This is a genomic window from Chryseobacterium paludis (genome assembly GCF_025403485.1).
Classification (GTDB): domain Bacteria; phylum Bacteroidota; class Bacteroidia; order Flavobacteriales; family Weeksellaceae; genus Chryseobacterium; species Chryseobacterium paludis.
Map to the genome: position 1 here is coordinate 637,032 of NZ_CP099966.1, position 17,083 is coordinate 654,114.

Below are 17,083 nucleotides of genomic sequence, written 5' to 3' on the forward strand. Positions count from 1 at the left end.
GGGTTAAATTGGATCTATATAAAAATAATAATTGAAAAAATATCTACCAAATATCCAAAGTTTGATTTATTCATAGTAGAAAACTATAAAGCAAATTAATAAAGCCCAGTTGCAGGGCTTTAAATCTAGAACTCTTCTTTCAAAGTTTTTTAGCTAAAAAAAGATGCGAAAATCACTAAAAACAAGCAAATACATTTAAAATTTTATACTACAATTACATTTATTATGTGTACATAATCATGCATTAATAATGTAATATTAGAATATAATGATGTTAAATGTCAATATTATGTGAAATAAATTACTTGTGTAATTAAATTTAATTATATATTAGTCTCAAACTAAAAACCAAAAAACATCACAAAATGAGCACTGAAAATTTCAGTACCCTTGAACTGCTACGCAAACAGTTCAGGTACCCCTTCCCTACATTAAAAAACCCCAACGCCGAACAGTTACAGGAACTTACAGAAAATCAATGGATTGATGGGGAGTATCTGTGGCTTTATCAGCAGAACCCTGATCTTCGGAAAAAGTACAAAAAAACGAAAACGGCACATATTGCTGCTCAATGGTTTCCTACCGCATCTCCAGACCGGTTTAAACCCATATGCCGGCTAATGCTATGGACGCTGTACAATGATGATCTTTACGAAGAAAGCGAGCCCGATGACATAGGACATGTGCATGCCCAATCGATTGCGATACTGAACGGTGAGATAACCGCCGAAGATTCAGGAATACCTTTAGGTCCTATGCTGGCATCATTAAGAGAGGAACTTTTACAGTTTATTCCACAGGAATCAGTTTTCCGTTTCACAAAAATGATCAGCAGGTATTTTAATGGATTAGAAGCTGAGTTAAGGTATAAGAAAAACAAAACCTATCCCACGGTAACGGAATGTATTGCTCTGCGTGAAAATTCAATCTGCCTCTATCCCTTTCTCCAGCTTACAGAAATAGAAACGGGTGTTGTTCTGCCCCCAGAAATACATGAGCATCCGGTGATCATTCGTTTACAGACATTGGCATGTCACCTGGTTACTTTTTTCAATGAAGTACAATCTGTATTAAAAGACGAGGCCACCGACAGTATTTATTACAATATTGTAAAAGTACTCCAACATGAGAATCAGATGTCTCTGAAAGAAGCCTGTCTCGAGGATCTTCGCCTTCATAATGAAGACCTGAAAGAGTTTATAGCACTTCAGTCCTCCCTTCCTGATTTTGGAATATGGCAAGACGCTGTTGTCAACTGGGTGCATTACATGAGTATGGTTCTGAGTGGATGGAAAAACATCTCTACGAAGCTGGATCGTTATAACGGAATGGAATTTCCAGATGCAGCTGAACTCAAAGAAAAACTGAACCAGATGCGATAAGCCGACAAGAATAAACCAGTACCATTCTATGATATTACAAAAATTAAAACTTAAACAAAATGAAACCCGAAGAATATAATTCAAAAGATTACCTGCCTCTTGGCCATTATCCCTGGCCTGATCTTATCAATCCTCATGCAGAACAAATGGGGAAAGATATGGATGGATGGATTGATAATGACTATACTTTTCTGACAGAAAAACAGCGGAAAATATACAAAAAAATGAAGCTCCATATGTGTACTGCACGTATGTGGCCTGATTTAACCTATGAGCAGAGTATTCCCTGTAATAGGTTCATGCTCCAGTATGTCGCTCTTGATGATCAGGTGGAGCATTCTTCCCTAGAGGAAATCCAACAGTTACGGATTCGTTGTGTAGATATTCTTAAGGGAGCGCAACCAAGGCCGGAAGAAAATGCACTCTATCAACATATGGCTTTAATAAGGGATGAATTCCGTGCATTGATGCCTGATATGTGGGTTGAGCGTTTTATTTACTATTTCTATCAATCCTTCAGATACGGAATCGAATTGGAATATCCTTACAAAATAGCGCAGCGTCCACCGTCTCTCACTCTTTTCAAAACCATTCGTGAGTATTCTGTTCTTATGCGTCCATATCTGATTTTTGGTGAAATTGAATCGGGACTTGTACTGCCAGAACATATTTTTGAGCATATTGTCTTTCAAAAGATGATATCTCATATGACCCTAGTTGTCGCTTGGCAAAACGACATTCATTCCCTACCAAAAGAAATGGCGAAGGGAACGGAAGTTTTTAACCTGGTTTTTGTACTGCAACAAGAATATAATTTTTCACTGGAGGATGCCTGTGCAGAGGCATTTCGTATTCATAATGAAGAATTGGCAGCTGCACTCGCCTTACATGCTGAGTATCGTGAGTTTGGTGAATATCAGGAGTATGTAGATAAATTTGTTTATTATGCAGGAGTTGGTCTGCAGGGTGTAAATTCTTTTTATTTGGAGACAGAAAGATACCAGCATGGAGGAGTAGGCTTTGCCTGGCCTGAAATTAATAAATAATATAAACTTAAATACTTAATTTACACTATAACCTCTTTTTCCCTTAGTGTCTGAAAGGACAATAGGGGTGATCAAACAGTATCCAAAGCTTAGAGATGTATATCTAAGTTTTGGATTTTATTGGTAAGAATGATGTTTATTTTATACAATTCGATTTAACAAAAATCCATTAAAATAACTATTTGACATCTATAATTCAAATTTATGAAAAAAGGAAAAAATTTTAAAATTCATCCAAAAGATTTTTTTCCTGTAAGTAATGGAACATTATGTAATGTTCCTGGATAATACTTTGGTCGAGATGTAAACAACGGTCAGGTTTAATTTCATCATAGTTAAATAATTCAAGAGCAATTTTAGTTTATATCTTTGTCAAGTATACTGTACATGGGAGTGATTTTGAAATGATTATGTTTTGCAATACAAATTACGACATCCCTTTCTTATTTGAAGAATAAGTTTAAATCACTTCATATTCAATTTTCATTTTTAATATATTTGTTAAAACTTTAGTTTATGAAAAGGTATGTAAAATGTAATCATGGAAGTTTTTTTAAGGACAAAACAATTACCTTAGGATATCTGGCGCTTTCAAAAGCGGAGCTATATATTTAACCATGGTTTTCGAAAATGACTCGAAGGAGTTTCTCAGTCTTACTGAACTTGATAGTGAAAATCAGGATAGTGTTTTTCATGCTCAGAAAATGGACAAGACTTTTATCTGGAATACGGCAGACAGTTTAGCAATAACCATTGATAATGTTCCCTATCAATTTTCAAGAAATGAGATTATCTTTTTAACTGAATTTCACAAAATTGATCATGTACAACTCTTTAGCGCCCGCATGATTAGGTTCAATAAATCTTTTTTTTGCATGATTGATCAGGATAGCCAAGTAGGGAGCAAAGGTCTGTTGTTTTATAGTACAACACACGTTCCAAGGTTGGTTTTAAATGAAAGTGAAGCCGAAGATTTTGAGATCTCATGGAAAATTTTCTGTAAAGAAATGCAAAAGGAAAATCTCCTGAAAAAAGAAATGTTGGAAACAATGCTTAAGAGAATGCTAATTCTCTCTGTTAGGATTTTAAGTAAATCCACTTATTTAAAAAGCTTGGAGAAAAAGCAATTGGATATCATCAGGGAATTTAACTATCTGGTCGATTCCTACTTTTTCAAACATCATGACGTTGCTTTTTATGCATCAAAATTAAACAAGTCACCAAAAACACTGGCCAATTTATTTTCAACGGTCTTAAAACGTACTCCTCGTGAAATTATTCATGATAGGATTATGATTCATGCCAGAAGGCAGATCAACTACAGCAATTCTTCAATCAAGGAAATTGCTTATCAATTAGGCTACAATGATATTCAGACATTTAGTCGGTTTTTTCGTAATAGAGAAGGTATATCTCCCATTCAATATCGTGATAAATTTGCATCGCAGCAGAAGTCCCACTAAAATTACTATAGTATTCCTCTTTACCCAGCGCAGGAAGAATTGCTAACTGTTAAGGAACATTTGCCTATCAATGGTCTCTTTTTTACTTGCACATTTGTCTTGTCAATAAAAAATGAGAAAAATTATGGATAATAAAGAAAAAGTTAGGATGCGTAGGCTGGGGTGGGCCGGGGTGGAAATCGAATGTGCAGGAGAAACACTTTTGATAGACTATGTTCAGGATATTTCGCCGTTGGCTGTGATACGCAATCCTGAGGAGCAATTTTTGGCATCTTCTAAAACTGGCGTGGCCTCAGTCGCGTTATTAACACATTTACACAGTGACCACGCAGATCCTAAAGCATTAAGTGTGGCACTTAGCAAAGATGCGATAGTTTTTAGGCCAATTGAGGCTAGAGGGAGCGATGCGGATATGGTATTGACGAAGGATGCCGAGATCGAACTTAAAAAATATGAGCTCAGGACTGAAATAGTCAGAGAGTGGGAAGAAAGAAAAGTCGGGCCATATCGGATTTTTTCGGTGCCTGCTGTTGATGGTTTCGGAGATCCTCAGTTGAGCTGGATTGTAGAGTTTGGAGGATTTAGAATTTTTCATGCCGGAGATACCTTGTATCATGGCTTTTGGTGGAAAATTTTTCACAGATTTGGTCCCTTCAATATTGCATTCCTACCGATAAATGCGCCAATTGTAGATTTTCCATCACTTAGGCCAATGAGTCCCGTTGAAGCTGTAATGACTCCGGAACAGGCTGCTGCAGCTGCAAATATCCTTAGAGCTGACTTTGTGGTTCCAATACATTATGGTACCATGCATCAACCACCTATCTATATCGAGACTCCACATGCATTAGAGCGATTGAGTGCCAGCTTAGCGGATCTAGATACAGGTATTATGATTAAAGAACCTGGTGATTGGTTTGAACTTTTAAAATAATCAGAAAATGCCTCAAGGTAGCCCAGTTGATTCTTGAGGCTGCAAAATCATCCGAATAAATTGACCCCAGGGACTATTCAATAGGTATGTAAACTTTAAAAATTTGGAATCAAATTAAAGTTCAGATTATCAATTTTTTATCAAGTAATCATTGGGGATTTCTAATTGACACCGCTACGGCTTTTAGGGGAAGGGTTACGGTTGAAAACTAGCAATTTCTGATTAAATTTATAACAATGAATCTTCTAACCAGACGAGAATTAATTAAAAAGAGTAGTTTAGCTTTAATGGGTATTTCGTTACCTTTAATCACAAAAATAAATCATTCATTTATGGAGATGCCAACACCTCGCAATATGATTAAACCATTTTCAGTCAAGGTTCCACAACAAGTTCTGGACGATCTAAAATTAAGGTTAAATCTAACCAGATGGCCTGATCAGATAATAGGATCCGATTGGAATTATGGTACTGATCTTTCTTATTTGAAAGAATTGACAACATATTGGCAGGAAACATTTGATTGGCGAAAAGTTGAAACTGAAATCAATTCTTATCCCAATTTCATGGCTGATATTGATGGATATCAGATTCATTTTATGCATATTAAAGGAAAGGGTAAACGATCAGTACCATTGATAATTACCCATGGATGGCCAGGATCATTTCTGGAAATGATGAAACTTATACCTCTATTGACTGAAGATCCTTATTTTTCTTTTGACTTAGTTATCCCGTCTGTTCCGGGATTTGGCTTTTCTGGTAAAATTACTGATCCCGGTTGCAACAGTGAGTTTGTTGCCGACATTTGGCATCAGTTAATGATGGAACTTGGGTATCAACGTTATGGAGCACAAGGTGGTGATATAGGTTCTGGGATCAGCACATGGTTGTCTTTAAAATATCCATCTCATATTATTGGTTTGCACCTCAACTATATCTCTGGTTCTTATAAGCCCTATATAGCAGATGGTGAACAGCTTTCTGAAGAAGTATTAGCTTTTCAGAAGACCGCAGCTGATTGGTCTGCCAGGGAAGGGGCATATGCTTATATACATGCTACGAAACCACTGACAGTTGCATACGGGCTAAATGATTCTCCTGTTGGATTATGTGCATGGATCATTGAAAAATTTAAGGGCTGGAGTGATAATAATGGAAATATTGAAAATAGTTTTACCAAAGATGAGCTGCTTGCCAATATCACCTTATACTGGATAACACAAACCATACATTCCTCTATGCGGATTTATAAAGAAAACAGCAAAAAACCACTAGTATTTAAAAAGAATGAGTTCGTAACGATACCAGTTGGCTTTGCTAAATTTCCAAAAGAATTGCCCACTCCACCCCGGTCATATATTGAAAGAGGTTTTAATATCCGATCTTGGACAACAATGTCTGCTGGTGGGCACTTTGCTGCAGTGGAACAACCGGAATTACTTTCTGAAGATATTACAGATTTTTTCTCAAAATTGAGCTAAACAACGTAATAAAAGATTGTGTAACAATAACTGTATGTTATCAAAAGCAAAAACAAATTTTAGCTTATAGCTTTAGATCGCGAAACATATTGTAACCCTTAAAACGTTAATTATTGTTAGAGTAAAGGTACGGGCTGAATTTCTTTCTTAAAAGTTCCAAAACAAATTACAATTGAAAAAGTTGATTTACATTAGAATCAGCGTGGATGGAGTATCGAAAAAATCTCCCACAAAAAGAAAATGAGAAGCTCTTAGATGTTAAGGTTGAAAGAAAGATGATTTACTTATATTTGCCCTGCAAAGCAAATTAAAATGTTCAAAAAAGTAAGCACTGTATTTATTCTTGGCTTTTATACGATTTTTTGTTCGGCCCAACAGGTTCGGCCTTCAAAATCATCTGAAATTTACCGCGAACTTAAGACACTTAAACACTTACCTAAAGTTTTATATCTTGCTGCTCATCCCGATGATGAAAATACAGGATTACTCTCCTGGCTAATAAACGACCAAAATGTAGAAACGGGCTATTTGTCTTTAACCAGAGGTGATGGTGGTCAGAATTTATTAGGCACAGAGCAGGGTGCTGCATTGGGTTTAATCAGAACGCATGAGCTCTTGGAAGCAAGAAAGTTAGACGGCGCCCAACAGTTTTTTACCCGGGCGATTGATTTCGGGTTCTCTAAAAACACTACTGATACCTTTAAACAATGGGATGCAGACAGCATTACAGCGGATGTAGTTTGGGCAATCCGCAAATTCCGTCCTGATGTTATCATTTGTCGTTTTCCACCTACTGCAGCGGCAGGCCACGGACAACATGCGGCTTCGGCTGTGGTTGCAGAAAAAGCTTTTAAGCTGGCAGGCGATAAAACTGCTTTTCCAGATCAACTAAAATATGTTAAGGTATGGCAACCCAAACGCGTATTATGGAATACTTTCCGCTTTGGTGCAGTCAATACAACAGCTGAAAATCAACTGAAAGTTACCGTTGGGCAATATGATGCGCAACTGGGAATGGGCTATGGTGAATTGGCAGGATTAAGCAGAAGTTTACATAAAAGCCAGGGTGCAGGAACACAGTCTGTGGCCGGGATCAGAACCGAATATTTTACTCACGTTATTGGTGAACCTGCAAAAGCAACACTTTTTGATGGGGTAGTTAAAACATGGACCACAAAAGGAAACGCTGATATTGACCAATCATTAGATAAAATTATTTCCGCTTTCAATTTCAACGAGCCAGACCTTAGCTTACCTGCTTTGCTTGTTTTACGAAAAAAGTTTATGGCGCTAAATGATATAGACCTAAAAAAGGATAAAATTAAAGCACTCGATAATATCATTTTAAGCTGTGTGGGCTTCATGGGTGAGGCAGTTACCAATCAAGCTGAAGCTGTTGCCGGAGATCACTACAATTTTAAGTTGAATCTGATTTCAAGAGCTGCAAATCCAGTCGTTTTAGAAGATGTAAAATGGTTAAGTAAGTCAGAAAGCTTCAATAGAAAACTATCAAAAGATTCTTTAATTACTATTGAACATAAAATTCAGATTCCTGCTGATGCAGCACTCACAGAACCTTACTGGTTGGAAAGACCAGCCACGAATGCGGCAACTTTCTCTGTTACAAATGATACTTTAATCGGTTTGCCTGAGGCAGAATCACCACTGAATATCTTACTTGGTTTAAGAATAGGTTCGGACAAGTTGCAGGTTAAACTTCCTTTATCTTTCAAGAAATTAGACCCTGTGCGCGGTGATGTGGTCGAAGCCTTACGCATTGTTCCTGCACTGGAACTGAAATTTACACAACCCCTTTATTTGGTCAAAGAAAATGAAGATTTACATTTGAGTTTAAATTTTAAGGTTAATTCTAACAAACAATACAGTAACGGTAATCTGAACCTGATGTATAACGGAGAACGGTTAGGCGGCACTGATGTAAGTTCAATCAATGGAAAAGATACTACCGTCGATTACGTTATTCCAAAAACTAAGCTTGCCTCAATACATTCGGATCGTTTTCAACTGGATGCAAATTATGTTGCAGATGGAGTAACTTACAATAAAAAAAAGGTGTTAATTCAATACCCGCATTTACCGTCATTACAATATTTTGCGCCTGCAACTGTAATCGTAATGAAAGGCGATATTCAGTCGAAAGTTAGAAAAGTTGGTTACATAGAAGGTGCAGGCGATTTCATTCCTGAGTTCCTACACATTGCAGGTATTCAGGTAGAAGTCCTGAAAGACGAAGATTTTTATGGAAACCTAGATGAATCTGGCGGAAAAGTTAATCAAAACAAGCTATTGCAATATGATGCAATCATACTTGGTGTTCGTGCCAATAACACAGAGAAGAAGTTGGGTCGCTGGATGCCTTTTTTATGGTCTTATGTAAAAGGCGGGGGTAATTTGGTAATGCAGTATAACACCAATCAGGATACAGCAGTTGATAAATTGGGGATGTACAATTTCAGTATTACCAATAAGAGGGTTACCGAAGAAAATGCTGCGGTTACGTTTTTAAATCCCAATCATAAGTTACTGAACTTTCCGAACAAAATCACTGCGGATGATTTTAATGGTTGGGTACAGGAGCGTGGCGCCTATTTCCCTGCTCAATGGGATTCGGCTTATGAACCGCTTTTTGAAATGCACGATTCAGATGAAGAGCCTCTGCAGGGATCAACTTTATATGCTAAGTATGGTAAGGGTAATTTTATTTATACACCTTTGGCATTTTTCAGACAGTTGCCTGCGGGAAATGTTGGTGCGGCACGTTTATTTTTAAACTTTTTATCTGCACAGAAAAACTGATGAACAAACAACTTAAAAATTGGAATACCTGGTACATATTATTAGCAATTGCATTAGTATTTCAGATCGCATTTTATTATTTGTTTACTAAATTCTGGGCATGAGTAATATAGATTGGACCGTTCTCATTTTTACACTTGTTGCTGTGGTTGTTTACGGCGTATTTATCGGTCGTGGACAAAAAAGCAATGAATCATACCTGAAAGCAGATAATAAAATGCCTTGGTACATTGTGCTTATAGGTATTATGGCCACGCAGGCAAGTGCAATTACTTTTCTTTCAGCACCAGGTCAGGCTTATACAGACGGAATGCGTTTCGTTCAGTATTACTTTGGTTTGCCTTTGGCGATGATTGTTATCTGTATCACTTTCATCCCGATTTTTCAGCGTTTAAATGTTTACACGGCCTATGAATATTTAGAAAACCGTTTTGACAAAAAAACAAGGGTACTTACTTCACTGCTTTTTCTTTTTTCCAGAGGTTTATCAACAGGAATCAGCATTTACGCTCCGAGTATCATCTTATCAAGCGTTTTAAACTGGAATATTTATTTAACCAATGTTTTAACAGGTGGTATTCTGATGATTTACACCTATGTTGGTGGTGCAAAAGCTATCGCTCACACCCAAAAATTACAGTTTCTTATTATTCTGGGAACAATGGCTTTTGCAGGTTATTTGCTTATCCAAAATATGCCGAATGGAGTTGGTTTTAAGGATGCACTTTATCTGGCTGGGAAATCCGGAAAGCTGAATGTAATCACCACAGAATTTGATTGGAAAGATAAATACAATATTTGGAGCGGGTTAATTGGCGGTTTTTTCCTGGCACTTTCTTACTTCGGTACTGACCAGAGTCAGGTCGGGAGGTATATTACAGCGAAAGACAATACCAATGCAAAAATGGGCTTGCTGTTGAATGGATTGGTTAAAATTCCGATGCAATTTGCTATTCTCCTGATCGGAGCTTTGCTTTTCGCTTTCTTTTCTCTAAAACCTGCTCCGATTTATTTTAACGAACGTTCTTACCAATATTTAAAGGAAACAAAACCTGAACAGGCACATGTCTTTGAAAAAGAGCATCAGAATTTGCAAATAAAATTTAATGCAGAATCGAAAGAAATTCTTAGGTTGAAAGAAACTCATTCTCCCCAACTCACAAAAACAATTCAGGATTTTAAAAATACACAAACCCAGGTAAAAGCACTTCACGGCAGAGTAGAAGAAGCGATCAATAATTCAAACTATAATGCGGAGAAAACGGATACAAATTACATTTTCCTGTATTTCGTAAAAAATACCTTGCCTGTAGGGATGATTGGTTTATTATTTGCCGTTATTTTTCTGGCCAGTTGGGGTTCAATTTCGGCAGCGCTGAATTCTCTTGCCGCTTGCTCATTAAAAGATGTTCATTTAATATTTAGTAAAGAAATTCCTGATGAGAAAACCGAATTGAAGTACAGTCGCCTGCACACTTTAGCGTGGGGTATTTTCTCAATCGGCGTAGCCATGTTTGCAACTCAAATGGGTTCCCTTATTGAAGCGGTTAATGTACTAGGTTCTCTTTTCTACGGCCCGATATTGGGGATTTTTCTTGTCGCTTTTTACTATAAAAAAATTACCGGTTCAAATGTATTTATTTCTGCAATTTTATCAGAAATCGCGGTTATTGCCGTTTATCAGCTCGATATCGTTTCTTTCCTTTGGCTTAATGTAATTGGGGCAGCGGCAGTAATTATATTTTCTGCAATCGGGTTATTGTTTTATAAGCCGAAAGCAGTAAATTCGTAGGCACAAACAAACAAAAATATTATGAAAACAATGATTAAATCTGTCACCGTACTTTTTGCTGCAATGACGCTTTCAGTGAATGCCTTTGCACAGGATACTAAAAAACCTGCCAGCCCTCCGGCTACTGCTACGGGAAAAATTAAAGATGCAACCATTACCATAGCCTATAGCAGTCCTTCTGTTAAAGGACGTACAATTTGGGGTGGTTTAGAAGCTTATAATAAAGTTTGGCGTGCTGGTGCCAATGAAGCAACAACTTTCGAAACAGATAAAAATATTACCGTTCAGGGTAAACCGCTGCCCGCAGGTAAATATAGCTTTTTCCTGATCCCTAAAGAAGGCGGAACCTGGACTGCGATTTTTAATAAAGAGTCAAAACAATGGGGAGCTTATAAGTACGAAGAAGCAAAAGATGCTCTACGTGTTGATGTAAAAACAAAAGCTTTACCAGCAACACAGGAAACTTTAGTTTATAAAATAAACAGTAATGGATTCACAATGGATTGGGATAAAATCTCAGTTCCTGTAGAGATCAAATAAATCTAAATATGACAAATTAAAATCCCGTTAATCCGGGATTTTTTTGTTTAAAATTTTGATATTGTATCAAAGATTACGATTCTTGTGAAAGAGTACCAATATTAAAATTAGATGAGGTGCCACCCTATGTTTATTTTAAATTATTTTTGAAATATCCATTATCTTTCTTAAAATAAAACATGATCATTATTTAGAATCAGATCTATCAAAATAAATTATGATTTTTCTTAATAAGCGAACGTTGCTAAAGAGAAAATTCCATAATATTAATCAGGGAATTAGCGCTGGCTATGAAGAAAATAAAGCAGACTATAAGTATTATAAGATACCCAAAAACATCAATACCAAAAACCAAATTAATATGACATCTAAAACATTATTTATAACAGCAGTAATTGCAGGAACATTATCAACAGCCACCTCATGCTCATATTTTGAAAGTGGTAAAAACCTTGAAAAAGGAACACCAATGGAATCGTCGAAGACGGCAGTACAAAAAATTTTAGCTGATAAAGAGACGAATGAAGGGAAACGTTTTTCTATCACAGGCTATTTGAATTATTCTGCAGGAATGACGGTTTATGTTGACAGACCCCAATCAGTATATGTAAATACAGCACCGGGTGATGACGGAGAAACTATTACTCCAATAGAGCTGAAGTGGGAAGAAAATGGAAATAACAGCGTTTTTGTCCCTGAAGATGCGGGACGGGGATCGGATAAAACAATATTTTATGATAATGAAGGAAAACCACTAACAACGAATGATAAGGTAGAAGTATCATTTGAGGTTGATAAAGCATCAATTTATCCAGTTAAAATAAGAGTAGATAAAGTAAAATAATACAGAGAGCGAGCTGCAGCGTTTAATGAATTTTTTATAATAAATAAACTGAAATAAGTAAAAAAAGTAGAGCAATTGTAGCTGAAGAACCTGATAACACATCACTAAATTTAAAATTATTATGCAGGTAAATTATTTTATACTCATATTTACAGGTCTTTTTTTAATGGGCACATACATTAATTACAGGTATACTCAAAAGAAAGGGATGGTATTCAGGTACAAACCTGTTTTTTTAATTATTGTAGTTATTTTATTTTTGGTTTCCTTGTATGGAATTATTTTTGGAAAGCCATATAATGAAATTCTACCTTTTATAAGGTAAAAACAAATTACTTTTGAGTATACTTGAAGAGGATCACAAATTGGATTAACCTATTCTGGCTGAATAATTATAAACCAGACTAATTCATTAGGAATGAATTAAATTAAATAATTTTATGGTCAATTATACGAGGTTTTGTGATTTCATTGACTGTGAATGTCACGATTTATTATCACTCTAAGCAAAAGAAGTAATACACCATTAAATAGACAAGAGAGCCTACCAACATAGGCTCTCTTATTTTGTATATTGTTAGGCTTTCAATGGAAAACATGATAACTATAACTTAGTATTAGTGGCTTATTATCACCATTTTCTGCATCTAATGTGAATAATTTAATTTAAATTCAAAGAATATATTTTTTAAAAATTAATTTTGTTAGTATTATTTATAAAGTCTAAAATATCCCAAAAGCTAAGAGTGATTATAACTTCAAACTTCAACAAGATTATGACCAAAAAATTAATAAGCCATTTTAGAAAGTATGTTGAAATAGACCCTAACGATGAGCCTTTAATTTTATCATATTTCGAACCTTTAGTTTTTGCAAAAAAGGAAAATTTAACACCTGACAATTCTCAATGCAAGTTTCATTATTTTGTAGAAAATGGTTGTCTGCGTATGTTTTTTATTTGCGATAAAGGTATTGAACAAACTATTCAATTTGCGATCGAGAACTGGTGGATTACTGACTATCTCGCGTTTGAAAAACAAGCTCAAACAGAATTTATTATACAAGCGGTTGAAAAAACAGAGGTTTTAGCAATTAGTTATAAAAATCAGGAAAAACTTCTCAAGAAGTACCCTCAGCTTGAACACTATTTCAGACTGATTTACCAGAGAGCTTATGCTGCAACCCAACATCGTTCTAAATATTTGCATACTCTTTCCAGTGAACAACTTTATCATCTTTTTAATAATAAATTCCCAGAATTTACCAGGAGAGTTCCTCAACATATCCTTGCATCCTACCTTAATATGACCCCTGAGTACCTAAGCGAGATAAAAGCGAAGAAGCGTTCTACCTCTTAAACTCAAATTTTGGTAAGACATATTTAATTAATTACAAGATAGGATTCTTTGACCACCTGCCATCTTTCTGATGAATATTCCCAAATCAATGTAAAGAATTTAGGGTCAGATTTTCCATTCAATTCCAAATCGCGGGTCATCACTACCATACCCATATTACCATCACAAACAGCATAGTGAATTTCTGCCTTGGTTGAGAAGGGGGTAACTTTTGCATCGCTGTTGCTTTGAACAAAACCAACAAGCTGTTCTTTGTTCATAGTATCTACCGTTCCATTCTTTTCAACCTTAACAATCAGTAAATTTTCCGCATAGATTTGCTTTACATAAGATACATTGAAATGTGTTGCTTCATAAATTAGTTCTCTTGTTAGTTTAATTAAATTTTCGCTGTTCATTTTTTTAAATTTTTTTAATTGATACAAATGTTATGATATACTTGGATACAAAAGTGAAAATAGTTCCATTGTAAAATCTTAAACTGGTTTAAGATTATACTTTTTTTTTATCCTCAATTTTGTTTTTATTAATAGCTAAAACAAAAATCAAATGAAAATTGTAATTATTGGAGGTACCGGACTTATCGGTAGCCAAGTGGCAAACATGTTGAAAAATGAACACGAAGTAATTGCTGCCTCACCTAATACAGGAGTAAACACGATCACGGGAGAAGGTCTTGAAGAAGCCATTAAAAACGCGAATGTTGTCATTGATGTTTCTAACTCACCATCATTCGATGATGGTCCTGTAATGGATTTCTTTAAAACATCAAATCAAAATCTACTGCCTGCGGAAAAGAGGGCAGGGGTACAACATCACATTGCCTTGTCAGTTGTCGGAACGGATAAATTACAGGATAGCGGATATTTTCGTGCCAAGCAGATCCAGGAAAATTTAATCAAAGAATCTGGTATACCCTTTACTATTGTACATGCCACACAATTTTTTGAGTTTGCAGGCGGTATTGTTGCAATGAGCACATCCGAAGGAAAAGTTAAACTTTCGGATGCATTTATTCAACCCATTGCAAGTGCTGATGTTGCAACATTTCTTGTAAAAGTAGCAGTAGAAATCCCAGCAAATAAGATTCTGGAAATTGGCGGCCCCGAACAGTTCAGAATTGATGAGTGGATAAAGCAGTATCTCTCATCAACAGAAAAGACTTTGGAGATTGAAACTAATAGTAATGCGCCATATTCAGGTGTTGTACTCGAAAGGAAAACACTTATTCCTCAGAATCCTGTGTATATAGGAACTAATGAATACAAAAATTGGATAGCTAAGCCCGAAAACAAACGTTGATATTTGCGACTGGTTAAAGACGTCTTTGTATCAGTGGAGAACTTGATAATTAAAATAGATAAATAATTGAAATATGTATATTGGCAAATCATACAACCTTTTTGAATTTGTGATATGGACTAAAGGGAAAATATATATGTTGCTCCTCTTAAGTGCTATCCCTGTCATCTTATATGATGTACTCGAAATAAAATGGATAGCAATTCCCTGGTCAGTTATCGCAATGTTAGGGACAGCTACAGCGTTTATTTTAGGGTTTAAAAATAACTTAAGCTATAAACGTTCTCTAGATGCTCAAGACGTTTGGACATCAATTTTATCAAATAGTAGGGCTTGGGGGTTAGTAAGCAGAGATTATTTAAATAGTGAGATTTCAAAAGACCTTATTTATAGGCATATAGCTTGGGTTACTGCTTTACGTTATGGAATGAGAACACTCAAAACATGGGAGTCAACAAATGAAACAAATAATGTAGCATATCGTAAATTATTTAAGATTCCTGAACAAGAAACAAACCTTGAGGAGGAATTGGCAAAATATCTTATAGCCAGTGAGTTGCAAGCCGTTTTAAAATCTAAAAACATTTCAACCCATATTTTAAGTTTACAAAGTAAAACTTTGAAATCTCTTTATGACAAACAAGAAATTACAGTTTTACAATTTGTTGATATGGAAAAATCAATAAAAGACTTTTATAATTTACAAGGAAAAAGTGAACAGATAAAGAATTCACCATTTCCAGGCCAGTATAATACTATTAATAATTTGTTAGTCCGGTCTTTTACATTTTTGTTGCCTTATGGAATGTTGAATGACTTTGATAAGCTCAATGAAGGTATGGCTGGATTTATGAAGGGAAATATGATTTGGCTAATTATTCCTTTCAGCTTTTTAATTTCATGGCTATACTTTTCTATAGTTCAAGTGGGGGAAAATACTGAAAATCCATTTGAAGGAGGTGCGAATGATGTTCCAATATCTCAAATTAGTTTCCAATTAGAAATCGAATTAAGGCAAATGATCGGAGAAATTAATTTACCAGAATTTAGCATGCCTCAAAACAACATTATTTTATAAAAATCATGAGTACTCAGAAGAACATATTTAAAATCCGGCAAAGTCTAAGGTAACCCTGGATGAGAGCAAGTTTGTGAATGTTATTTTCATAAAAAAAATCACTTAAATATCTCTCAATGTACATTTTTTTAGATTATTCAAAAATCAAAATCTTTTTTTCCACTTAAGGATATCAACCTCTTTACTGAAACATCCTTCGCCATTTGGTCATTGTATTTCTACTTAATCCAAAGTGTTCGGCTACCTGAAGATTGTTCATTCTATGATTCTTCTGGTAATCAAGGATACGCATTATATCTGTTTCATTGTAGGAGCGAAGTTTTTGATTTATCTTTTTTGCATCTTTATTTTTGGTGCCAAAAATTCTGTTATTCAGGTCCGTAATGTCCATGGCAGAAAGTATTTTTTTGCCCAATATCTTTTCGCACTCGGCTTTCTTATGAGGAAATCGTTGGTCAATGATGTCTGAATATATTCGTTTATAATTAGGTTGATTTTGTTTTTTCATTATATTATTTTAAAGATCCAGATAAAGTGATCCAATTATGGATGTTTCTAACTTTTCATTGCTAGATGTCTTTTGATCATTTATTATGTTTTGCTATCCATTTACATAGAGTGGTATAAGGTATCCCATACTCATTCGTAATTTGACGTTTGGTTTTTTCTTGTTTCTGTATCAGCTCCAAAATGAAATCTATTATCTCCTGAGTATAGATACTCTTCCTGAAACGAGGCAGCTTTGAAGAATCCTGCTCTTTTATTGGGGCTGAAGGAGGGGCGTAGAGTATCAAATGCTGAGAATATAGTCTGAAGAAATCATATTCAAGCAATTTACTCCATCTCAATAAAATATTGGTGGGTAGGTTTTCCTGTATGTACATTTCATTGATTTCTTCATCTGTACATTTCATGAAGTTGCAGATACGTAATAAGTCAATATTGCTTTCTTTAACCCGAAGGTGGATGAATTTCCCAATATGAATATTCCTGAAATTTGAATTCATAACTTATATTTCTTTTAAAAGAGACGATATTATGGT

Annotated in this window: 15 protein-coding genes; 12 read left to right on the forward strand and 3 right to left on the reverse strand. The window is 35.3% G+C overall.

Annotation, left to right across the window (positions count from 1 at the left end; all coding sequences use genetic code 11):
• Positions 1–365: 365 nt before the first annotated feature.
• The 10 genes from NG806_RS02640 (at position 366) to NG806_RS02685 (ending at position 13,660) form a co-directional block, all read left to right on the forward strand.
• A complete protein-coding gene (locus NG806_RS02640; RefSeq protein ID WP_214825930.1) occupies positions 366–1,382 on the forward strand; it encodes a terpene synthase family protein in 1,017 nt (338 codons plus the stop codon).
• A gap of 59 nt (positions 1,383–1,441) precedes the next feature.
• Positions 1,442–2,428 carry a terpene synthase family protein gene (locus tag NG806_RS02645; protein WP_261511860.1) on the forward strand — a complete coding sequence of 329 codons (987 nt, stop codon included), beginning with the start codon at positions 1,442–1,444 and terminating at the stop codon, positions 2,426–2,428.
• Between the two features lie 617 nt (positions 2,429–3,045).
• A complete protein-coding gene (locus NG806_RS02650) occupies positions 3,046–3,891 on the forward strand; it encodes a helix-turn-helix domain-containing protein (protein ID WP_214825926.1) in 846 nt (281 codons plus the stop codon).
• A 148-nt stretch (positions 3,892–4,039) separates the two neighbouring features.
• On the forward strand, positions 4,040–4,825 hold the full coding sequence (locus NG806_RS02655; RefSeq protein WP_251040486.1) for an MBL fold metallo-hydrolase: 786 nt from the start codon (positions 4,040–4,042) through the stop codon (positions 4,823–4,825).
• Between the two features lie 236 nt (positions 4,826–5,061).
• On the forward strand, positions 5,062–6,309 hold the full coding sequence (locus tag NG806_RS02660; RefSeq protein ID WP_261511861.1) for an epoxide hydrolase family protein: 1,248 nt from the start codon (positions 5,062–5,064) through the stop codon (positions 6,307–6,309).
• A 312-nt stretch (positions 6,310–6,621) separates the two neighbouring features.
• Positions 6,622–9,126, forward strand: a complete 2,505-nt coding sequence (locus tag NG806_RS02665) for a PIG-L family deacetylase (protein ID WP_261511862.1) — start codon at positions 6,622–6,624, stop codon at positions 9,124–9,126.
• A gap of 100 nt (positions 9,127–9,226) precedes the next feature.
• Positions 9,227–10,918, forward strand: coding sequence for a sodium:solute symporter (locus tag NG806_RS02670; RefSeq protein ID WP_214825921.1), 1,692 nt, complete (start codon positions 9,227–9,229; stop codon positions 10,916–10,918).
• Between the two features lie 21 nt (positions 10,919–10,939).
• Positions 10,940–11,458 carry a DUF2911 domain-containing protein gene (locus tag NG806_RS02675; RefSeq protein ID WP_261511863.1) on the forward strand — a complete coding sequence of 173 codons (519 nt, stop codon included), beginning with the start codon at positions 10,940–10,942 and terminating at the stop codon, positions 11,456–11,458.
• 217 nt (positions 11,459–11,675) lie between these two features.
• Positions 11,676–12,302, forward strand: coding sequence for a hypothetical protein (locus NG806_RS02680; RefSeq protein WP_261511864.1), 627 nt, complete (start codon positions 11,676–11,678; stop codon positions 12,300–12,302).
• Between the two features lie 776 nt (positions 12,303–13,078).
• A complete protein-coding gene (locus NG806_RS02685) occupies positions 13,079–13,660 on the forward strand; it encodes a Crp/Fnr family transcriptional regulator (RefSeq protein WP_214825918.1) in 582 nt (193 codons plus the stop codon).
• Positions 13,661–13,683: 23 nt separating this feature from the next.
• Here the strand turns inward: NG806_RS02685 and NG806_RS02690 are convergent, their stop codons facing one another.
• Positions 13,684–14,058, reverse strand: a complete 375-nt coding sequence (locus tag NG806_RS02690) for a hypothetical protein (RefSeq protein WP_261511865.1) — start codon at positions 14,056–14,058, stop codon at positions 13,684–13,686.
• 151 nt (positions 14,059–14,209) lie between these two features.
• Between NG806_RS02690 and NG806_RS02695 the strand changes: the two genes are divergently transcribed.
• Both NG806_RS02695 and NG806_RS02700 read left to right on the forward strand, forming a co-directional pair.
• Positions 14,210–14,962: an SDR family oxidoreductase gene (locus NG806_RS02695; RefSeq protein WP_261511866.1), complete on the forward strand. Its 753-nt coding sequence runs from the start codon at positions 14,210–14,212 to the stop codon at positions 14,960–14,962.
• A 73-nt stretch (positions 14,963–15,035) separates the two neighbouring features.
• Complete coding sequence (locus tag NG806_RS02700) at positions 15,036–16,040, forward strand: bestrophin family protein (RefSeq protein WP_261511867.1); 1,005 nt, start codon at positions 15,036–15,038, stop codon at positions 16,038–16,040.
• Between the two features lie 181 nt (positions 16,041–16,221).
• On the opposite strand, the gene NG806_RS02705 is transcribed toward NG806_RS02700, so the two are convergent.
• Positions 16,222–16,431, reverse strand: a complete 210-nt coding sequence (locus NG806_RS02705; RefSeq protein ID WP_261511868.1) for a hypothetical protein — start codon at positions 16,429–16,431, stop codon at positions 16,222–16,224.
• Positions 16,432–16,624: 193 nt separating this feature from the next.
• Positions 16,625–17,047, reverse strand: a complete 423-nt coding sequence (locus tag NG806_RS02710) for a transposase (protein WP_214825910.1) — start codon at positions 17,045–17,047, stop codon at positions 16,625–16,627.
• Positions 17,048–17,083 lie beyond the last annotated feature (36 nt).